We start from the raw sequence: 19100 nt of genomic DNA on the forward strand, positions 1-19100 counted from the left end.
TCGTTGGGGAGCGGGGGCGGGCGGTCAGTCGACCATGGTGGCGCCGCGATGGGCCTCGACTTCCGCCTTCATCGCGGCCTGGACCTTTTCGAAGGCCCGGACCTCGATCTGCCGCACCCGCTCGCGCGAGATGTTGTAGGTGTGCGACAGGTCTTCCAGCGTCGAGGGTTCGTCCTTCAGCCGGCGTTCGGTCAGGATGTGGCGCTCGCGCTCGTTCAGTGTCTTCAGCGCATTGTCCAGCAGGGCCTTGCGGCCGCTGAATTCCTCGCTTTCCGCCAGCGTTTCTTCCTGGTTGTCGTGCTCGTCGACCAGCCAGTCCTGCCATTCGCCTTCGCTGTCGGCGCGCAGGGGGGCGTTGAGGCTGTGATCGGGCGCCGACAGGCGGCGGTTCATGTTGATCACGTCCTGTTCGGGCACGCCCAGCGACTTGGCGATCTGGTTCACCTGTTCGGGTTGCAGGTCGCCGTCGTCGATGGCCTGCATCTGCCCCTTCAGGCGGCGCAGGTTGAAGAACAGCTTCTTCTGGGCGGCGGTGGTGCCCATTTTGACCAGCGACCAGCTGTGCAGGATATATTCCTGGATCGCGGCGCGAATCCACCACATCGCATAGGTCGCCAGGCGGAAGCCGCGATCGGGGTCGAAGCGGCGGACCGCCTGCATCATCCCGATATTGCCCTCGCTGATCAGTTCGCCCAGCGGCAGGCCGTAGCCGCGATATCCCATCGCGATCTTGGCGACCAGCCGCAGGTGCGAGGTGACCAGCGCGTGCGCGGCCTTGGTGTCGCCCTTGTCCCGCCAGCTCCGCGACAGCCGCTGCTCGTCTTCCGGCGAGAGCATGGGAAACTTGCGGATATCCTGGAGGTACCTTGAAAGGTTGGTCTCGGGACCAACATTGAGAACGGAAGAGGCCATTGGTCGGACTCCTTTTCCCTGAGGGAGGCCATGCCCCGCTGATGTCCTAAAGGCACATCTGGCGACAGGGTTGCATGGCCGGCCCGTATGACGCGTGGATGGACTTCACGTCCCCGCGTGGCACCCCCTCCGAGGGCTGCGCCACCACGAGACGTCCATTCCGACGGTAGCGTCACCCGTCGGAGCATGGATCGAGCCTATCGGCCCGGTCTGGGAGCGTCAAGAAAGCTCCTTGGATATTGCCTTAAAACTAAGCAATCTTTGCCAGCAGCGCCTTGAAATCGTCCGGGGGGGCGGTTTCGAAGAGCATGGGCTCGCCGGTGCGCGGGTGGGTGAAGCCCAGCCGCGCGGCATGCAGGGCCTGGCGCGGGAAATCGAGCGCTGCGCGCTTTGCGTCGTCGGGCAGGGTGCGGGCGGCGGCGGGGATGCGGCGCAGATAGACCGGATCGCCGACCAACGGGTGGCCGCCGTGCGAGAAATGCACGCGGATCTGGTGCGTGCGGCCGGTCGCCAGCCGGCATTCCACCAGGCTGAGGCCGCCATGATGGGTGGCCAGGGTGCGGTAATGCGTCAGGGCCGCCTTGCCGCCATGCGTGACCACCGCCATGCGTTTGCGGTCGCGCTTGTCGCGGCCGATCGCGCCCTCGAACCCGCCGCTGGCCGGGGTCATCAGCCCCCATGCCAGGGCCAGGTAGGTGCGGTCGATATCGCGGGTCGCGAAGGCGTCGGACAGGGATTTGTGGGCCTGTTCGGTCTTGGCGACGACCATGACCCCCGACGTGTCCTTGTCCAGCCGGTGGACGATGCCCGGCCGCCGCTCGCCGCCGATTCCTGTCAGGCTGTCGCCGCAATGGGCCAGCAGGGCGTTGACCAGCGTACCGTCCTCGTTGCCCGGGGCCGGGTGCACCACCAGGCCGGCGGGCTTGTCGAGCACGATCAGGTCGGCATCCTCGTACAGGATCGCGAAGGGGATGCTCTGGGCCTGGGGGGTGGCGGGGATTGCCGGGGGGACCCTGATTTCATAACACAGTCCGGGTCGCACCGGATCGGCGGGCTCGCGCAGCACCTGGCCGTCGCGCAGCACGTGGCCGGCTTCCATCAGGGCCTTGACGCGCGAACGCGACAGCGTATCGAGCGCATCGGCCAGGAAGCGGTCGGTGCGCTGGCCGGCATGCTCTTCGGTCGCGGTGAGGCGGAGGGGGGGCGTGTCGTCGGTCATGCACGGCTCTTAACGGAAATTGCCCGGTCGGAACATCGTGCCGGGCCTGGATGGATCGGGACTATCATGAGTGGACAGGGCGTGGGTGGGGCTGGATCGGGCGTGGCGGGGTCCCGGGGGCTGCTGGCTGCCGTGATCGGCATGGGCGTGCTGCTGGCGGTAGGATCGCTGGTGCTGGTCGGCGTGCTGGTCCATCGGATCGCGCATCCGCGCCCGGCGGCGATGGCCCGGCCCGCCGCCGAACCGGTGGCGCTGCCGGCGGGGGATTATGGCGAGCTGGTGCTGGGCGAGCCGGCCGGCACGCATGTCACGGCCCTGACGCGACAGGATGAGGGGTTGCTGGCGGTCGCGCTGTCGGGCGGCGGGCCGGACCGGGTGCTGTTGTGGGATGTCGCGCATCGGCGAATCATCGGCCGGCTGGTCATGAATGCGGCGCCGGGGGCGGTCGCGCCCGCTCCGTAATCACCTGAAAAGCTTCAATCTTGGAAAAAATGCATCGCGAGCCGATTTTCCTGCATGGGGTGGGTTGCGTCCCCTCTCGCGATGTCATAGAAGCTGCCTCGTCCAACGTCCCGTTCGTCTAGAGGCCTAGGACACCGCCCTTTCACGGCGGTAACACGGGTTCGAATCCCGTACGGGACGCCAACACGCAAAGCGTGTGGTTTTATTGATAAAAAATGCAGGTTCCCCGCTTTGTGCGCCATATGGGTCGTACGAGTGGGCTGCTGCTTTCAGCATGATCTCTCATATGGTTCGCAGGTGCGGTGTCTGGTCCGTTCGTGTCATCATTTCACATTGATGTATGCGCGACCGAAGGCACGCACAGTATTCGTTCCCTGATGCCCGTGATAGGGTTGCTGCCGAATGCGATTGCCCGCCGATAGGGGAATGGGACGTCTTGTCGAAAAGCCGGGTAATGCCCCAGTTTCATGCGTCGGGTGCCGTCGATAATACCGAAATGCCGCGTCGGATCCCGCCCTGTCTGGCGATCGTGATGCCCTGCTACAATGAAGAAAGCATTCTGCCCCGGACAGTGAGCCGGATCGCCGGGTTTCTCTCTGCTGTCATGGCAGACGAGAGTGTCGGTGAGTGCAGCTTTGTCCTGTGCGTGGATGATGGCAGCGTCGATGCGACATGGGAACTGATTACGCAGGCTGCAAAGCGCGATAGCCGCATACGCGGGATCAGGCTTTCACGTAATTGCGGGCATCAGACGGCTCTCCTGGCCGGTCTTTCCGCTGTTCCGGATTGCGATGTGGTCGTCAGTATCGATGCGGACCTTCAGGACGATCCGTCCGCCATTAGGGCCATGCTGGCTGCCTGGCGCGCGGGATTTGGCGTGGTGTATGGGGTTCGTGACTGCCGGATGACGGATACGCTCTTCAAACGAAAGACCGCGGGCCTGTTTTATCGCCTCATGCGTCTGGCGGGTGTCGAACTGATACTCGATCATGCGGATTTTCGTCTTCTGGACCGGGCGGCGCTGGATGCGCTGCTCGAATATCGGGAGCGGAACCTGTTTCTGCGGGGACTCGTGCCTCTGGTTGGTTTCCGCTCGACGATCGTTCGGTATGCGCGACTGGCGCGGAGTGCGGGCGAATCCAAGTATCCGCTCCACCGCATGATTGCCTTGGCCGTGGAAGGGATCACCTCGTTCAGTATCACGCCCCTGCGGATGATCGCCCTGGCTGGCCTCATGATCTCATGCCTGTCCGCGGTGGCCGTTCTCTATGCGCTGGCGGTCAAGACCAGCGGCTATTCGATACGCGGATGGACATCGGTCATTATCGCGATCTTCTTCATGGGGGGTGTGCAAATGCTCTCTCTGGGAATCATCGGGGAATATATCGGCAAGATCTATCTTGAGACTAAACGAAGGCCGCATTTCCATATCGCATCCGCCGTGAACACCGCAGATCGCTCTTGATGGCCGGGCTGTTCGCGGCCCTGCGACGCCTGAGCGCCGCGAGCAGCGCGGGATTGGTCGTGGTCATGACAGGTGTCTGTGCCATCACCGTGGTCTTAAAGGCGTTGCTTGCCCTGCCATGGGGTGGGCTGGTCGCTGCATCATGCCAATGGGACTGTTTCTGGTACTCCGACATCGTCAGGAACGGATATTCACGTCTGCCGCGCTTGGATGACCCTTTGCGGCTGGCGCAGGCGAACTGGGCTTTTTTTCCTCTTTACCCCTTGCTGGCACGCGCGGTCGGATCGGGATTGCATCTCGATGCTGTATTGGCGGAGATACTGGTCAACATCCTGTTATGGCCGGTCCTGATCTTTCTTTGCCTGCGGGATCTCGAATTACGCGGCCTCGGGGTAGACCGTCTGCTTTTTGTTCTGTTCTTCGTGTTATATCCGTTCAACGTCTGGTACATGGTTCAATATTCAGAGGCGCTATATGGTGTCCTGCTGATGGCCGCGATTGTCGCATTGCGGCAGGAACAGGTGGCCCTTGCTGCCCTGGCATGCGCTTTGCTGGCGCTGGCTCGGCCCACGGGCTTCGTCATGGCAGTCTGCCTTGCCGGATGGTGGCTTGCCTCCGGTGTGTCTGTCACCCGTGCATCCATGATGGTCCGCGTGCGTGAAAGCCTGCTGCTGGTCGTAGCCGGAGGGGCCGGGCTTTCGGTGTTCGTGCTGTATCTGTTTCACCTGACGGGTGATGGATTTGGTTTTGTGCATGTGGAAACTGCGTGGGGCAGGGAGTTTCACTTCTTCCTGTTGCATGTCCTGTATGCCTTGGATTCCGTGCTGATTCCCTTTGGGATTTACGCTCTGGCGGCATTTGCGCTTGTGTGGCGGATGTGTACACCCGTCTGGGCACTGAGTGCGCTGTTGGTGGGGACGACCACGCTGCTCGCCACTTCGACCAGTGTCGTGTCGGTTGAACGATATGCGCTTGGCAATCCGCTGGTGATACAGTTTCTGGCCTATATGGTGATTTCCCTTCCGCCTCGTGCGCGGGGAATGGTCATGGCAGGCATGGGCGTACTTTCAGTGAGAATGCTTCTGCTATGGTATTCCGGCAGCTATCTGGTGATGTGACGATGCGCCAGATATTCCTGATCGTTCTTTTGCTGGCTTTTGATGCTTACGCTTTTCTGTGCGGGATCCGTCCACATGTTTCGACGGCGTATCGGGATTTCTATCTGCGGCATACGATTTCGAGGGACGCTTATCTTGCGACTGCGCGCGCGGGCGGGGCCGATCCGGAAAGTTTCGCGCCAGGGCGGCAGATAAGGGATCGTTCAAAAGAATGACGACGGCGGCCGCCCCTAAAATGCCGGTATAACCGGGCGTGGGCATCGACACACCTGACCGTATGATGGCGGTCGGCATATGGGAATAAAATGACGTCCTGCATTCTTATCCTGCAAGTCGCGGCCGCCCTGTTCTTTTTGGCCGCTGCCCTGAACGATCTGGCGACCCGGTCCATTCCGAATGGAATTTCCCTGTTTCTGCTTGTCGACGGCGCGGCGTTGAGGCTGTTGCACGGCGATTTTGCGGCCGTTTGCGGTGCGGCGTTGCTTGTGTTCCTGCTGGCTTTGTTCTGCTGGTTTCGCGGCTGGCTGGGTGGGGGAGACGTCAAGCTGCTGGCGGCCGGGATGCTGGCCTTTCCCCTGGCCGACAGTGCGGATTTCATTTTCCTGACGGCTCTGATGGGCGGCGGCCTGGCGCTGATCTATCTGTTTTTACATCGGGTCGTTAAGGCCCCGCAGGGCGCGCGCGCGGGGAAGAGCGTGCTGGCGCGGGTGGCGCGGGCCGAGCGCTGGCGCATCGCCCGGCGCGGGCCCTTGCCCTACGCGGTGGCGATCGCCTCGGCCGGGTTGTTTCTGCTGCTGCGGCGGTAGGGATGGGACTCTTTTTACTGGGTGATGCGCGCCGACGAGATGGAAGCCTGGAAAAGCGTTGCCAGGGCGTCTGAAATACTTTGATCGGTCGAAACTGTTATGAACAGGTCGGGTGATGAGGCGCATTGAGAGACATAGTTTTCGTAATTATTGTTCAGGACCGGCCCGACATTATTGACCGACCATGAATCTCCAGTCAGGGAGTCCGGGATATATTCGGTATAGAGGATCGCGATCCTGATGCCGCGCGCCTTGATCTTGGCGCACTGATAGAGATCGGGCAGGCCGATCGGCTTGTATATGCGCGATCCGCTGGTAGGCGGGGTGGAGGCGCCATTGGGGTTGGGTTCGTCGCTCATGCCGTCCGTGACGATGAACAGGACTGCTTGCGGCGTATCGCCGTTGATCCCGGTTCCGGCCTGCTGGGGCAGGACGTTTTGCAGCATGCTGTAAAGGGCCCCGGCGGTCATCGTATCGCTGTCCCCCGACAGGTGCGGATTGGCGCTGCCCGGGTTGTTGTCGGAAACATACAGGGGGGGGCACGATATAGGGAGAAACCTTGGTGCTATAGTTGGCCTGGACGTTATCGATAGTATCGGTTTTCTGTAGATTGGTGAATGTATAGGCGGTATTGGCTGTGCCGTATGTTGAAATGTTCATACGGTATATCGTATTGTTCTTGCTTGCCATGCTTTCGGCGAGGGTGAAAAGCTGCGAAACGGCCTTGCCTTCCGCGTCGATACGCAGATCGAAAGATGACTGGCTTATGGCCCACATATACGGGTCGGCCTTCCCTTTGGTGAAGCTCGAATAATGGCAGGCGAAGCGGCAGCCGGAATTATTATAGCCGGCCACCGCGATCAGGCCGTCGGTCGTGGTGGGGTAGGCCATCGACATCGATGTATCGAGCAGGAAATAGAAATCCATGTTCGGCGCGATGGAATTGGTGGTGTCGGATTCCCCCCGCACGGTCAGGGTGGGCCGCCCCAGGACGGTGGCAAACGCGTTGGGCGATTCCGCCACGTAGCTGACGGAGGCCACGCGCTTTCCCGCGCTGGTGGAGGACGTGACCGTCAGGGAATCCAGTTTGAAGTCGCTGGCGTTGGGCAGGCTCCGGATCTGGGAGCAGGATTCGTCGGCCTGGTCGGCGGTGCCGGTCTGTTTTTCCGCCTGGGAGCAGAACAGGGCCGTTGCCTCGGTCTGGGCGTCCGCGTCGCTCAGCTCCATCATCGGCGCGCTGACGGCATAAAGGGCGGCCGCGTCGGCGATTGCATCCAGCTTGGTGCGTGTTTTCATCGCGCGCGAATAATCGATCGCCATGCCGACGGCGAAAATGAGCGGGATGGCGGCGAAGGCGAAAATCAGCAGTACGCCGCCGCGCCGGTCATTGCGTAATCCGCGTAAAAACGTGCGCTGGGGCATGGAGTATGGTTTCCGCTCGCGTGGTCGAAATGTCCGATTACTGGGCCTTGCTGCAATCGAACGGAATCGCATTGCAATCGGCGCAGGGGATGTTGGTGAAATTACGCGGCACCATGTAGACATTGTCGCCCAGCAGGTTGGGAACGGCAAAGCCAAAACTGGCGGCGGGGCTGTAATTGTAGCTGATCTCGGAAAAAATGAAATACACGCCCTGTACAGTCATGGACGAGGGGAGCGTGACCGTCGTGCCAGGCGTGAGGGCTGCGCCGGAGGCGCCGCCGACAAGGCCCCGGCTCCAGATGACATAGGATTTCAGATTGGGGCAGGTCGTGACTTCGCTGATGCGGATCGTTGCGTTCGTCACGCTGTAGGGGGCCAGGATCACGCTGGCCGTGCTCAGTTCGGAATCGACTTCCGCGGCGGTGGTTGAGCTGACGGTGCTTTGGGACACCAGGTCGGCCACGGCGCGGGCGGTGATCGTGACTTTGCGATTACATGCGATAGCGTTCAGGATCACGATGCCGCCGAGGTAGAGAATGAGCATCGCAGGCAGGATCAGGGCGAATTCCAGCGCCACCACGCCGGATGTGTCATGCCGCAACCGGCCGGACGGACGAAATGGGCGAGGCCTGCGCTTCATCAAAAGGGCTCCGACTTCGCCACCAGCGTTGCCACGACGAATTGCTGCCCGTTCGTAGCCGTGGTCGCGAAATTATATCCCAGAATGCTGGATGGCAGGTTCCATGAATAGAGCAGGCGAACGAGAACGACGACGCCGGTTCCGCCGGGCGTGTAGGAGGCGTTGCTTGTGAGCGTGCCGTTCTGGCCGACGCTGACTGTCGGCAGCGTCGTATCGATGTCATCGAAACTCGCCGCGCTTTCGACCTGCACGATCAGGTTGGAACATTGCATGAAGGCAGGCAGCACAGCACAGACTTCAGTCTGGAAATTCTGTTGCAGCGCTGCCGCCGTCTGGGTCTTGTATGCTGCATCCAGCTTCTGCTGCTGGCCCGTAATGATCCATCGCGACGCGGTCTCGGCGCAGGTGAGCAGCGAGGACTGGATGAAAAAGCTGAGCGACGTGACCAGGGTGGCGACGAGCAGGACGATGAAGGGGACGACGACAAGGCCGAACTCCAGCGCGGCGACACCGCGTCGGCAGGCCAGGAATGCGGGAATCTTGGTCCGGACAAATGAACTGTCACCCTCGCGGCATCGTATCCTGCGCGGTAGCGCCAAGGGCGTCGTTCCTTTTCAATCGTTGATATCACCCATACGCCATGCAGCTTGCGTGCTCAAGCTGGGTGGGGGGCTTCGGTGGAAGCTTTATTTCTTGTCCCGGCTTTCAGTACAGGAACGGGAAAAAGCGGAGGCAGTGGTCGTGTGGCGTCCGGAAGTGCCGGATGACATTGTCTGTGCCCTTGCTGGTCCTGTCTGGACATGGTGCGGATACTGGGTCAATTAGCGTGGGTCTCGGTAGTGTCCCCGGGCGGGGCGTCGAATGAAAGGCGTCGGGCCGCATGAATAATCGAATGGATCGGGTCGTCAGGCACGTGAGGGATCTCATCGTGGCCGTTGCCGGGGAGGTGATCGGGCGTTTGCGTGCGCGTCTGGTCCCGGGGCGTGGCGCTATGGTGCCCGCGGGCGATGTTGGTGGTCAGGTGTCCTGATGACGGATCCGCGTGCTTCGTTTTCGCTCCGCTCTTTTCGCCTGGGCATGCCGCCGCTGACTGGCCTGATGATTCCGGCGATCTATGCGCTGGCACTGTTTTCGAGCGGCCTTCTGGGCGACGGCGACACGTTCTGGCATGTTGCCAGCGGCAACTGGATCCTGGCCCATCGGGCGGTGCCGCATGTCGATCCATTTTCGTACACGTTCGTCGGGCAGCCATGGACCGCGCATGAATGGCTGTCGGAAGTGCTGTTTGCCGCGGCCTTCGACCTGGCCGGGTGGAGCGGCGTCCTGATCCTGACGAGCCTTGCCGTTGCGCTGACCGCTATCCTGCTGGCGGGCGTGCTGGCCCGCTACATGGGTGTGCTGGCCACGTGGCTGACGACCATGGTGGCGCTGGGCTGTGTTACGCCCAGCCTGCTGGCCCGCCCGCATATGCTGGCCCTGCCTGCCATGGCGGCCTGGACGATTGCCCTGCTGCGGGCCCGTGCCCGAAATACCACGCCGGGACTGCCTGTACTGGTCATCATGGTAGTCTGGGCCAACCTGCATGGCAGTTTTGCCCTGGGGCTGGCGCTGACCATCGCCTTTGCCGTCGAGGCCGTGGCGGACCGGCCGGATGCGCGCCTGCGGACGGCAGGGCGATGGGGCGGCTTCTTTCTGCTGGCCGTGCTGGCGGCGAGGCTGACGCCGAACGGCTGGCATGGGCTGCTTTTTCCGGTGGAATTGATCCGCATGCCTGAACTGGCGCGCATCGCCGAATGGCAACCGATAAACGTCGCGCGAAACCCGGCGCCGGAAGTGGCGCTGCTGGCGCTGGTCTATATCGCGCTGACCCGCCGGCTGAGCCTGCCACCGATCCGGCTGCTGATCCTGATGGGACTAATTCATCTTTGCCTGCACCATGTGCGGAACAGCATGGTGGTGGGCGTGATTGCGCCACTGATTCTGGCAGCGCCGCTGGGTCGCGCGCTGGACGGGCGGGAGGGTGCGGAGGGTGCTTTCCATAAGCCCGGGCATCCGGCGCGTGAGGTCGTCGTTCTGATCTGTGCGCTGCTGCTGGTGACTGGTGGTCGTCTGTTGCGTCCTGTGACGCTGGACGACAGCAACATGACGCCGATTTCGGCCCTGAACAGCCTGCCGGCGGCCGTCACGGCTCGTCCGGTCCTGAATGCCTATCAATTCGGGGGGTATCTGATCTTCAGGGGAATCCGTCCTTTCGTCGATGGGCGGGCCGACATGTATCGATCGTTCATCAATGATTATCGAGGGCTGACGGACTATCCGGACCATGCGGATTTTGCCCGCGCCGCCGAACGTTTCCATCTGGGCTGGACCATTTTCCCGTCTGACAGCGCCATCGGGCAGATGCTGGATACGCAGCCGGGCTGGCGGCGCGTTTATTCCGACCGGTTTGCCGTTGTTCATATGCGCGTCGCGGATGACGACGGCGTCGCGAAACCGAAATGACACGGTTCCGGGAAGATAGTTAAATTTTTTTTCCTGCCCAGGTTGGGGACTAGCAAAAAGGCCCAAAATTAGTATATTGCGAAAGAGTAAGGAGAATACATATGCTACGAGTTAGTAAAAGATTGGTATCGGTCGCTCGTGGGTTGCGCGGCGATCGGCGTGGCGTCACGGCGCTGGAATATGGCTTAATCGCGGCCCTGATCGCGGCGGTGATCATGGGGTCGGTGTCGCTGATCGGTGGTAAGCTGAATAATACGTTCAGCAGTATTAATGCTCAGCTTGGTTCGTCGACCAGTAGCTAAGTGTGGCTGTAGTCGGCGTTTTCGGCGGACGAAAACAGGCTAGAGAGCGGGGAAGGGAGCATGTCCGCGAGCGGGTCGTGCTCCCTTTCTTTTATCTGTGGAAGGGCGGACATGATCCGCTGCCCATGCCTTGGTTGGCGTGAGGGGGTCAAGGCTTGAATCCGCGCATTTTGTTGCTGGCCCTGCTTCTGATGGGAGGCGGGGGGGCGTTTCTGTTCTTCCGCCTTCTTTCCGCACCCGCACCGCTCCCCGCAGGGCCCGCGCCCGAGGCGAGGCGCGAGGTTCTCGTGGCGGTGCATTCTGTCCGTCCGGGGGACTTCCTGCGTGCGGCTGATTTTACCCCCCGTTCGTTCCCGATTTCAAAGATTCCGCAAGGGGCGGCTGATGCATCGCTGAAGGCGCGGCATGGCCTGGATGGGGCCGTGGCACGGCAGGAGCTTGCCGCGGACGGTGTGCTGAAGGCGGACGGGTTCGTGACGCCGGATGAGACCGGATTCCTGCGGGAAGTCCTGGCGCCAGGCATGCGCGCGATCAGTATCTTCATCACGCCCGTCACGGGTGTTTCCGGCCTTGTGGAGCCGGGCGACCAGGTGGATGTGGTGCTGGTGCAGCAGGCCCATGACGGCCCTGATGGCCATGAGGGCGCGGCAGGCGCCAAGGGCGTGGTGGCGAGCGCGCGCATCCTGGCTGTGGGGCAATCCGTGCGCAAGATCCAGGTCGACCCCAAGAAGGAGGCAGGTGGGACCATGCCCTCTCCGTCGACCGCCACGCTGGAAGTGTCGCCGGAGGATGTCGGGGTTCTGAGTGTGGCATCCAAGATGGGGGATCTGGTGCTTGCGATCCGCCCCCGGAGCAGTGAAGGGCAGGCATCCTCGGTACCGCAGGTCGACGGCGAGAAAGTATCCATGAAGCTGCAGAACACCACCAGGCGGTCTTCGGTGCGGGTCTATAACGGGACGGCGAGTGCAAGTAATGTCGAGTTTTAAAAAGGGAATCGCGCATGCCGCCGGCGCGATCCTGATGGTTGCCGTCGCCCTGTGGGCCCCGTCGCTTCGTGCCGAGCCGGGTTCGTCCGCGGCGGTTGCGCCAGAGGCCAGCATCGTTCTGGCCGCGGGCACCGGGCGGATGATCCAGTTGCCGCAGGAAGCCGGCAGCCTGTTCTCGGCCGATCCGAAGGTGGCGGAAGTCCGTTCGGCCAGTCCGCACAGCATGTTCGTGTTCGGTGTGGGGCCTGGCAATACCACCATCGAAGCGAGTTCGCCGGAGGGGGAACTGGTCGCGCGCTATGTCGTGCGGATCATGCCGGCATCGTATGATGCCTCGTTTCTTCGTCAGAACGAAGCGCCTGCCAGTCCCGATGTGCGGATTGCGTCCTCGCCCGACGGGCTGAACCTCGACGGCCAGGCCAGGGATCCGCAGGCGGCCCAGAAACTGACCGAAAAGGCCAAGGCCCTTGCCGCCAACAAGGACGGGTATGTGGCGGACTACATGACCGTGCCCGGCTCCCTCCAGGTTAATCTGCGTGTCCAGATTGTCGAGATGGCACGCAGCCTGGTGCGGGAACTGGGTGTGGAATGGCAGAACGTCAACGCATTGGGCACGTCCGCGGCCATTGGCGTGGCGACCCAGAGCCCGCTTGCGACCATGGCCGATATCCAGAACAGCATGGGCTTTCTGTCCCGCTTCAATATCGGGCACCAGAAGGTGACGCTGGAGACGGTGGTGGACGCGCTGGCGCAGGACAATCTGATCCATAGTCTGGCCGAACCCAACCTGACGACCATCAGCGGCCATCCCGCCAGTTTTCTGGCGGGCGGTGAATACCCCATCCCGACCTCGAGCTATGGCGGGACGACCAACGTGACCTTCAAGCGGTATGGCATCGGTCTGGATTTCCTGCCGACCGTCCTGGCGGACGGGCGGATCAACATGCGGGTCAGGCCGGAGGTGAGCGCATTGACCACGGCTGGAGCCGTCACGTTGCAGAACGGGAATTCGTCGGTGCAGATTCCCGCCATTACGGTGCGCCGTGCCGATACGATGGTGGAACTGGGAAGCGGGCAGAGTTTCGCCATTGCCGGCCTGCTGTCGGACGATACCAAGATCAATTCCACAGGTCTGCCCTGGCTTTCGGACATTCCGGTTCTGGGGGCGCTGTTCAAATCATCCAGCTTCCAGAAGGATGAGACAGAACTGGTGATTATCGTGACGCCGTATCTGGTGAAGCCGGTCAACAATGTCCGGGAACTGCATCGGCCCGATGACGGATGGACGCCGCCGAACGACATGGAGCGCATGTTCCTGATGCGTCAGAGCGGCACGAATGTCCATCGCCGCCGCCCGTGGCAGACGATGGATGTCGGCGATGCCGGCTTCATGGTGGAGTGAGAAGATGGGCAGGTATTCGCTGACCGCGCGCCGATATGCAGTCCATGCAGCCGGCGCTCTTCTGGTTGCCGGGCTGGGGGGATGTTCGACCATGGAGCCGCTGGACCAGCCCTATAGCTGGCGGCCGCTTGGGGCGAACCACGCCAATGTGGTGGCGGAGGTCGAACGGCCGGGCGATCTCGTTTCCGGGCGCCCCCTCGGCCCCAGTGACGGGCATGAGGCGGCGGATGCGGTGCAGCGCCTGCGTGACAACAAGCTGCGGGACCTGGCGTCCACACAGACGTCGGACGCTACCTCGGGCGGCTCGTCCGGCGGTGGTGGCGGCGGTGGGGGAGACTGACGCGTCATGGCTGACAATAACGCGCAGTTTTCCGCCGGCGGGGAGGAGCAGAAACGTCCGGTTCGTGTTCTGGCCATTGCCCAGGACATGGAAACGGAAGAAATCCTGTCCGATTTTCTCAATACGGTCTGCCCGGAGGAAAGCCAGCTCCTGCGCATGTCCGTCGATCAGGCCCGGAATTATCTGTCCCACAAGGACAGCCCGCCCTATGTGATCCTGGATATCTGCGGCAGCGCCGACCCGCTGGCGACCGTCCGGACCTTCAAGGGGCTGGTGCCGCCCGACGTCAAGATGATGCTGATCGGCGACCGGGGGGATGTGAATTTCTATCGCTCGGTCACGCATGGCTATGGCGTTTCGGAGTATCTGTACCGTCCGCTCAACCGCAATCTCGTCGTCCGCTTCTTCGGCGATGTCATCCTGCATGGCCAGAAATCCCTTTCCAGTCCGGAAGGGGGCAGCTTCGTCATGCTGACCGGTATTCGCAACGGTGTCGGCGCGTCTACCCTGTTGGCCAATCTGGGCTGGTATGTGGCGGAGGAGGTAAGGCGGCATACGCTGCTGGTCGATTTCAATCTTCAGTCTTCCCGCCTTGGTATTCTGCTGAATGCCGAGGATAATTACGGGTTGCAGGTCGTGATCGACGAGCCGGACCGGATGGATGACCTGCTGGTCGAACGCAGTCTTCAGCCGGTATCGGATCGGCTGAAACTGCTCTCGTCCCTGGGCAATATCGGCCAGCGTTCGCCCCTGCCTGCCGCCACGCTTGGCGCGCTGATCGATTTCGTGCGCGGGCAGTTCCATTTCGTCATGACGGAAATGGACTGGAGCGAGGGAGAAATCTATTTCAGCCTGCTGGAACATGCGCGTTCGCTGGTGCTTGTCCTCGATCCTACCCTGGTGTCGGTGCGCGACACGCTTCGCCTTCTGGCCGCGCTGCCGCGCGTTCGTCTGTCGGCCATGCCGATCCTGGTCCTGAACCAGTATGGGCGGCCGGGCACGCTTTCGATGGAAGAAATCAGGAAAAGCCTGAATGCCGAACCGGATATCGTGATTCCGTACCTGCCGAAGGAATGTGGCGAGGCCGAGATCAACGGCGTTCCGATCATCAAGACCAGCAAGCAGTATCGCGCCGCGATCCGCAAGCTGGCCTCCGATGGCCTGTCGCTGCACTTGGGCGCAGAAGGGAGTGGTGATGCCACGAACTGGCTGAACAGGGTCCTGAAGGGCAATCTGAGGAGGCGGTAATGGGAAATGGGGCAGAAAGCGAACGGGCCCTTCGTCTGAGACGCCTGCAATCTCTCAAGCCGATGCAGGGCGTGCTCGTGACCTCCGACCAGCGGGACGGCAGCGTACCGGCGCCCGTCGCCGTGCCTGTGATCGTGCCGGTCGAGGATGGGAAATCCGGTGCCGAGCCCGCCGAAAATGCGGAATCGCGCTTTTCCCGCGAACAGACTCTCGCCCTGAGGGCTGCCTGTCTTTCCCGGCTCGATCCGGCCTTTATCCTGTCGCTTACGCCGGACCAGCTTTCCGAGGCCGTCGAGCGGATGGTCGATCAGGTAGCGTCGGAGCAGCGCATCCATCTGAACCTGCGGGAGCAGAAAGAGCTTTCGGTCGAGCTTGTCAACGATATCAATGGTCTGGGTCCGATTCAGCCGTTGCTGGATGATGAGGGCGTGAATGACATCCTGGTCAATGGGCCGACGCGCGTCTTTGTCGAACGGAAGGGAAAGACGGTTCTGTCGCCCGTACGCTTTCGCGACCAGCGGCATCTGATCTCCGTCTGCCAGCGTATCGCGTCGGGGGTGGGGCGGCGTGTCGACGAAGCCAGCCCGATGGTGGATGCGCGGCTGAAGGACGGCTCGCGCGTCAATATCGTCTTTCCGCCGCTGGCCCTCGATGGGCCGTATGTGTCCATCCGAAAATTTGCCAAGCACCGGATCGACATGGCCAAGCTGGTCGAGAACCGGGCCATGACCAAGTCCATGGCGAAAATCCTGGAAATCGCGTCTCGCGTCCGGCTGAATGTGATCATTTCGGGCGGAACCGGTTCGGGCAAGACGACGCTTTTGAACGCGCTTTCGAATTTCATCGATTTCAGCGAGCGCGTGATTACCGTCGAGGATGCGGCGGAACTGCAGCTTCAGCAGCCGCATGTGGTGCGCATGGAAACGCGCCCGTCATCCATCGAGGGCAAGGGCGAGGTCACGCAGCGCGATCTGGTCCGCAACGCGCTGCGTATGCGCCCCGACCGCATCATTATCGGCGAGGTACGTGGCGCCGAGGCCTTCGACATGCTGCAGGCCATGAATACCGGCCATGACGGAAGCATGTCGACCATTCATGCCAATGCGACCAAGGATGCCATCACCCGTATCGAGAACATGGTGCAGATGGGCAGCCTGGGCCTGCCGACCAGTGCCATCCGGACCCAGATCGTGGGTGCGGTCGATCTGATCATCCAGATCGGCCGCCATCGCGACGGTGCGCGGCGGGTCGTGCAGATTACGGATGTGGCGGGCCTCGAAGGCGATGTGGTGGTTCTCAACGACCTGTTCCGGCTGGAATTCGACGGTGAGGACAGCAAGGGACGCCTGCTGACCCATTATGACATCTCGAACGTGCGGCCGAGTTTTTTTGAGAAACTTCAGTATTACCAAATGGAGAGGCTCTGGAACGAGGCGTTGGCAGAGAGCAAGATATGAACCGCGGGTCCATCGCTGCGTTTGGCTTGGTCTATTTTGCCGGATGGGGCGCGTTGGCGTGGGGCGCCTACCGGATGGGTGTGGCGCAGAAAATGCGGCAGGCCCGCCTGGGGGATGCCCTCAAGAAATTCCGCGAGCCGCTTCACCTGTCCGACCAGTATGGCCAGATGAGTGCCGATGTCCTGAATGAGATTCGGGACAGGGGGCGGAAAATCATCTATTCGCTGGTCAATTACGGCCTGGCGGAGGCGGCGATCAAGAAGAACGACTATGTCGTGTTCGGCTCGCTCGCCGTGCTTCTGATCCTGGCCTGGCCGGTCTTTCATTTTTTCGGATTGCTGGGGTTTCCGCCGCTCGTGGTGGCGTGGGTCCTTTTGATCCGCATGTTCTATACCTATGTCGGCCGGCGCTACAATGCCAAGCTGTATGAACAATTGCCCGATACGATCGGTATCATCGTCCGTTCGCTGAAGGTGGGCGTACCCTTGCAGCGCGCGCTGCTGCTGGTGCGTGATGAGGCGACTTATCCGACATCGCTGGAATTTTCACGCGTCATGCAGGACGTGTCGGTCGGTATTCCCCTGGCGCAGGCATTCCAGAACCTGGCCGGGCGGGTCACGCTGTCGGAATATATCTTCCTGGCGACCGTGGTCGATGTCCAGGCCCAGACCGGCGGCATGCTGGCGGACATCATGGCCAACCTGGAGTCCACGCTGCGGCGTCGCGCCGCGATGAAGAAGCAGGCCATCGCGGCGTCCAGCGAAGCCAGGCTGAGTTCCTATGTCCTGCTCAGCATTCCCTGGGCCGTCGTCGCTTTCATGGAAATCCAGAACCCGAGATATTTCAATATCCTGTTCACCTCGACCGAAGGGCACTATCTGCTGGCCGGGATCATCGGGCTCTGGCTGCTTGGGTTGGGTTCGATCAAGTACATCACCAACAAGGTTGTCAATTGAGCATGATGATCCGCTATCTCCTGGCTGTGATGGTGGTGCTCCTGTTGGTCGGCTGTACCCTTTTATTGCATCTGTACAATAAAAAATGGAACCAGAGGCAGGAACGTCTCCTCCATCTGGAAAAATACAAGCCGGATGGGGAGAGGACGGTCAGCCGGAAAAAGCTGACGCTGAATGACCTGGTCCACGATGTCGGCTATTATATCGCCCAGCTCAACGTCATTCCCAAGAAGACCATCGATGAGATGTTCCAGTCCCTGTCGAGTTCGGGGGCTTCGCAATATCGTAATTTCTATATCTTCATCGGTGCGAAGATCATGCTGCTGGCGGGGGGCGTGGTTCTCGGGATCTATTTTTTCCTGGAGTTGGGAGATGGGTTTCTGACCCATCTGGTGCTTCCGGTCGCGATGCCGGTGGTCGGCCTGCTAGCGCCGGATTACGTGCTGAATTCGATGCACAAGAAATACCTCAAGGAGGTGGATGCCGGCATGGCCGACGCGCTGGACCTGCTGACGATCTGCGTGGATGCGGGCATGCCGATCGAGGCCGCGATCCAGCGTGTCGGGAAGGATATGGAGGCCATCAACAAGAGCGCGGCCAACGAGCTGAACCTGACGTCGCGGGACATGAGCGTGCTGCCCGACCGTTATGGGGTGTTCCGGCAGATGGCGCGACGGACCGGGCTTGCCGTCATGAACCAGCTGGCCACGGTCCTGATCCAGTCCTTCGAGGTCGGCGCGCCGCTGGCGCAGGCATTGCGCACGCTGTCGGAAGACGTCAAGAACGACACGATGCTGCGCTATCAGAGCCGCGTGGCCCAGCTTTCGGTGTATCTGACGCTGCCCATGGTGCTCTTTATCCTGCCGGTCATCTTCATCGTGGTCATCGGGCCGGCGCTTATCGCATTGAAGCTACGATAAAAAGGGACGGAATGTCGGGATATAGGCAACGCATGGCGGGCCGGGCTGGATGGTGGGGGGCCGCGATCGTGCTCCTGGGGCTGGCCGCCTGCGCGGAGCAGAAGGCCGACCGGCAACTGGAAACCGCCCGCGTGGAGATGGATAACGGCGCGGCCATGGCGGCGCTGAAACTGTTGCAGCAGAGAATACACGACCATCCCGACGACGTGCCGACCCTGGTGGCGCTGGGGCGCGCCAATGCCCAGCTGGGGCGGAACCAGTCGGCGGTTCTGTTCTACCAGGATGCGCTGACGCACGACGGCAATTGCGTCGAGGCGGAGAAGGGGCTGGCGCGGATCGACCTGCTACAGGACCCCCCGCGCGCGTTGCAGCGGCTGGAGGACATGAAGCGCCGGTTCCCGCAGGATGCGCAGATCTGGAACGATCTGGGGGTAGCGTACGATTATGCCCGGCGTCACCAGGAGGCGCAGGCGGCCTATTACAGGGCTATGAAGCTGGACCCGCTGCTGGTGTCGGCCCAGAACAATCTGGGGCTTTCCTACGCCGTCAGCGGCCAGCACGAGCAGGCCATGGCCATGCTGGTGCCCTTGGCATCTTCTGCCGATGCCACGTCGCGGATTCGTGCCAATCTGGCCTATGCGCAGTTCATGTCGGGAAACGAGGCGGGGGCACGCCAGACGCTGATGCACGACATGTCTCCCGAGCAGGCCGACAAGGTGCTGGGAACGTATAGTCAGCTGAAGGCGACGTCGCGCACACCGTAACCGCGCGTTCCGTGAGGAAGACTGTATTTTTTGTGGAACGGTCGGGTGGAGGTCCGGGCGGGAATCGAACCCACATACGCGGATTTGCAGTCCGCTGCATCACCATTCTGCCACCGGACCCGACATGGTGCGTTGGCTATATCCACGCTCTCGCGGCGCTGGTCAAGCCGTTGTGTGCA

The 19100-nt window shown here is 61.7% G+C and carries 20 protein-coding genes and 2 tRNA genes; 16 read left to right on the forward strand and 6 right to left on the reverse strand.

Features of this window, described 5'->3' with window-relative positions:
• Positions 1-24: 24 nt before the first annotated feature.
• Positions 25-912 (reverse strand): RNA polymerase sigma factor RpoH, encoded by an 888-nt coding sequence (gene rpoH, locus HLH27_RS07070; RefSeq protein WP_182949030.1) that lies wholly within the window; start codon positions 910-912, stop codon positions 25-27.
• A gap of 250 nt (positions 913-1162) precedes the next feature.
• Positions 1163-2131: an RluA family pseudouridine synthase gene (locus HLH27_RS07075; RefSeq protein ID WP_182949032.1), complete on the reverse strand. Its 969-nt coding sequence runs from the start codon at positions 2129-2131 to the stop codon at positions 1163-1165.
• A 66-nt stretch (positions 2132-2197) separates the two neighbouring features.
• On the opposite strand from HLH27_RS07075, the gene HLH27_RS07080 reads away from it, so the two are divergent.
• The 6 genes from HLH27_RS07080 (at position 2198) to HLH27_RS07105 (ending at position 5982) form a co-directional block, all read left to right on the forward strand.
• On the forward strand, positions 2198-2593 hold the full coding sequence (locus HLH27_RS07080) for a hypothetical protein (RefSeq protein ID WP_182949034.1): 396 nt from the start codon (positions 2198-2200) through the stop codon (positions 2591-2593).
• Positions 2594-2700: 107 nt separating this feature from the next.
• Positions 2701-2776: transfer RNA gene (locus HLH27_RS07085), tRNA-Glu, on the forward strand.
• 253 nt (positions 2777-3029) lie between these two features.
• Positions 3030-4058 (forward strand): glycosyltransferase family 2 protein, encoded by a 1029-nt coding sequence (locus tag HLH27_RS07090; protein ID WP_246375591.1) that lies wholly within the window; start codon positions 3030-3032, stop codon positions 4056-4058.
• Complete coding sequence (locus HLH27_RS07095) at positions 4058-5176, forward strand: hypothetical protein (protein WP_182949036.1); 1119 nt, start codon at positions 4058-4060, stop codon at positions 5174-5176. The genes HLH27_RS07090 and HLH27_RS07095 overlap by 1 nt, the downstream gene beginning before the upstream one ends.
• A 2-nt stretch (positions 5177-5178) precedes the next feature.
• Entirely contained in the window at positions 5179-5391 is a 213-nt protein-coding gene (locus HLH27_RS07100; RefSeq protein WP_182949038.1) for a hypothetical protein, read from the forward strand.
• Between the two features lie 90 nt (positions 5392-5481).
• Complete coding sequence (locus tag HLH27_RS07105; protein ID WP_182949040.1) at positions 5482-5982, forward strand: A24 family peptidase; 501 nt, start codon at positions 5482-5484, stop codon at positions 5980-5982.
• 171 nt (positions 5983-6153) lie between these two features.
• On the opposite strand, the gene HLH27_RS07110 is transcribed toward HLH27_RS07105, so the two are convergent.
• The 3 genes from HLH27_RS07110 to HLH27_RS07120 are packed head-to-tail and all read right to left on the reverse strand — an operon-like array spanning position 6154 to position 8643.
• Positions 6154-7404, reverse strand: a complete 1251-nt coding sequence (locus HLH27_RS07110; RefSeq protein ID WP_182949042.1) for a TadE/TadG family type IV pilus assembly protein — start codon at positions 7402-7404, stop codon at positions 6154-6156.
• 37 nt (positions 7405-7441) lie between these two features.
• Positions 7442-8044 (reverse strand): TadE/TadG family type IV pilus assembly protein, encoded by a 603-nt coding sequence (locus HLH27_RS07115; RefSeq protein ID WP_182949044.1) that lies wholly within the window; start codon positions 8042-8044, stop codon positions 7442-7444.
• The gene (locus tag HLH27_RS07120) at positions 8044-8643 is read right to left on the reverse strand and encodes a TadE/TadG family type IV pilus assembly protein (protein ID WP_182949046.1); all 600 of its coding nucleotides are present in this window, start codon (positions 8641-8643) and stop codon (positions 8044-8046) included. The genes HLH27_RS07115 and HLH27_RS07120 overlap by 1 nt, the downstream gene beginning before the upstream one ends.
• A gap of 430 nt (positions 8644-9073) precedes the next feature.
• Between HLH27_RS07120 and HLH27_RS07125 the strand changes: the two genes are divergently transcribed.
• The 10 genes from HLH27_RS07125 to HLH27_RS07170 all read left to right on the forward strand — a co-directional run bounded on the left by HLH27_RS07125 (position 9074) and on the right by HLH27_RS07170 (position 18921).
• Entirely contained in the window at positions 9074-10546 is a 1473-nt protein-coding gene (locus tag HLH27_RS07125; RefSeq protein ID WP_182949048.1) for a hypothetical protein, read from the forward strand.
• Positions 10547-10647: 101 nt separating this feature from the next.
• Positions 10648-10848, forward strand: a complete 201-nt coding sequence (locus HLH27_RS07130; protein WP_182949050.1) for a Flp family type IVb pilin — start codon at positions 10648-10650, stop codon at positions 10846-10848.
• Positions 10849-11003: 155 nt separating this feature from the next.
• Positions 11004-11834: a Flp pilus assembly protein CpaB gene (gene cpaB / locus HLH27_RS07135; protein ID WP_182949052.1), complete on the forward strand. Its 831-nt coding sequence runs from the start codon at positions 11004-11006 to the stop codon at positions 11832-11834.
• Positions 11821-13236 (forward strand): type II and III secretion system protein family protein, encoded by a 1416-nt coding sequence (locus tag HLH27_RS07140; RefSeq protein WP_182949054.1) that lies wholly within the window; start codon positions 11821-11823, stop codon positions 13234-13236. The genes cpaB and HLH27_RS07140 overlap by 14 nt, the downstream gene beginning before the upstream one ends.
• Positions 13237-13240: 4 nt before the next feature.
• Positions 13241-13576, forward strand: a complete 336-nt coding sequence (locus HLH27_RS07145) for a hypothetical protein (RefSeq protein WP_182949056.1) — start codon at positions 13241-13243, stop codon at positions 13574-13576.
• 6 nt (positions 13577-13582) lie between these two features.
• Positions 13583-14824 carry an AAA family ATPase gene (locus tag HLH27_RS07150; protein WP_182949058.1) on the forward strand — a complete coding sequence of 414 codons (1242 nt, stop codon included), beginning with the start codon at positions 13583-13585 and terminating at the stop codon, positions 14822-14824.
• Positions 14824-16281, forward strand: a complete 1458-nt coding sequence (locus HLH27_RS07155; protein WP_246375593.1) for a CpaF family protein — start codon at positions 14824-14826, stop codon at positions 16279-16281. The genes HLH27_RS07150 and HLH27_RS07155 overlap by 1 nt, the downstream gene beginning before the upstream one ends.
• Positions 16278-17237 carry a type II secretion system F family protein gene (locus tag HLH27_RS07160; protein WP_182949060.1) on the forward strand — a complete coding sequence of 320 codons (960 nt, stop codon included), beginning with the start codon at positions 16278-16280 and terminating at the stop codon, positions 17235-17237. The genes HLH27_RS07155 and HLH27_RS07160 overlap by 4 nt, the downstream gene beginning before the upstream one ends.
• A 2-nt stretch (positions 17238-17239) precedes the next feature.
• Positions 17240-18157, forward strand: coding sequence for a type II secretion system F family protein (locus HLH27_RS07165; RefSeq protein ID WP_182949062.1), 918 nt, complete (start codon positions 17240-17242; stop codon positions 18155-18157).
• Positions 18158-18189: 32 nt separating this feature from the next.
• Positions 18190-18921 (forward strand): tetratricopeptide repeat protein, encoded by a 732-nt coding sequence (locus tag HLH27_RS07170; protein ID WP_182949064.1) that lies wholly within the window; start codon positions 18190-18192, stop codon positions 18919-18921.
• Between the two features lie 46 nt (positions 18922-18967).
• Here the strand turns inward: HLH27_RS07170 and HLH27_RS07175 are convergent.
• A tRNA-Cys gene (locus HLH27_RS07175) sits at positions 18968-19041 on the reverse strand.
• Between the last annotated feature and the right edge of the window lie 59 nt (positions 19042-19100).

Origin of the sequence: Gluconacetobacter takamatsuzukensis, from assembly GCF_014174275.1 — a bacterium.
GTDB lineage: Bacteria > Pseudomonadota > Alphaproteobacteria > Acetobacterales > Acetobacteraceae > Gluconacetobacter > Gluconacetobacter takamatsuzukensis.

Bases quoted from the DNA above. Each gene is read 5' to 3' on its own strand.
- rpoH (WP_182949030.1), bottom strand. From the start codon at position 912: ATGGCCTCTTCCGTTCTCAATGTTGGTCCCGAGACCAACCTTTCAAGG.
- HLH27_RS07075 (WP_182949032.1), bottom strand. From the start codon at position 2,131: ATGACCGACGACACGCCCCCCCTCCGCCTCACCGCGACCGAAGAGCAT.
- HLH27_RS07080 (WP_182949034.1), top strand. From the start codon at position 2,198: ATGAGTGGACAGGGCGTGGGTGGGGCTGGATCGGGCGTGGCGGGGTCC.
- HLH27_RS07095 (WP_182949036.1), top strand. From the start codon at position 4,058: ATGGCCGGGCTGTTCGCGGCCCTGCGACGCCTGAGCGCCGCGAGCAGC.
- HLH27_RS07100 (WP_182949038.1), top strand. From the start codon at position 5,179: ATGCGCCAGATATTCCTGATCGTTCTTTTGCTGGCTTTTGATGCTTAC.
- HLH27_RS07105 (WP_182949040.1), top strand. From the start codon at position 5,482: ATGACGTCCTGCATTCTTATCCTGCAAGTCGCGGCCGCCCTGTTCTTT.
- HLH27_RS07110 (WP_182949042.1), bottom strand. From the start codon at position 7,404: ATGCCCCAGCGCACGTTTTTACGCGGATTACGCAATGACCGGCGCGGC.
- HLH27_RS07115 (WP_182949044.1), bottom strand. From the start codon at position 8,044: ATGAAGCGCAGGCCTCGCCCATTTCGTCCGTCCGGCCGGTTGCGGCAT.
- HLH27_RS07125 (WP_182949048.1), top strand. From the start codon at position 9,074: ATGACGGATCCGCGTGCTTCGTTTTCGCTCCGCTCTTTTCGCCTGGGC.
- HLH27_RS07130 (WP_182949050.1), top strand. From the start codon at position 10,648: ATGCTACGAGTTAGTAAAAGATTGGTATCGGTCGCTCGTGGGTTGCGC.
- HLH27_RS07140 (WP_182949054.1), top strand. From the start codon at position 11,821: ATGTCGAGTTTTAAAAAGGGAATCGCGCATGCCGCCGGCGCGATCCTG.
- HLH27_RS07145 (WP_182949056.1), top strand. From the start codon at position 13,241: ATGGGCAGGTATTCGCTGACCGCGCGCCGATATGCAGTCCATGCAGCC.
- HLH27_RS07150 (WP_182949058.1), top strand. From the start codon at position 13,583: ATGGCTGACAATAACGCGCAGTTTTCCGCCGGCGGGGAGGAGCAGAAA.
- HLH27_RS07155 (WP_246375593.1), top strand. From the start codon at position 14,824: ATGGGAAATGGGGCAGAAAGCGAACGGGCCCTTCGTCTGAGACGCCTG.
- HLH27_RS07160 (WP_182949060.1), top strand. From the start codon at position 16,278: ATGAACCGCGGGTCCATCGCTGCGTTTGGCTTGGTCTATTTTGCCGGA.
- HLH27_RS07165 (WP_182949062.1), top strand. From the start codon at position 17,240: ATGATGATCCGCTATCTCCTGGCTGTGATGGTGGTGCTCCTGTTGGTC.
- HLH27_RS07170 (WP_182949064.1), top strand. From the start codon at position 18,190: ATGGCGGGCCGGGCTGGATGGTGGGGGGCCGCGATCGTGCTCCTGGGG.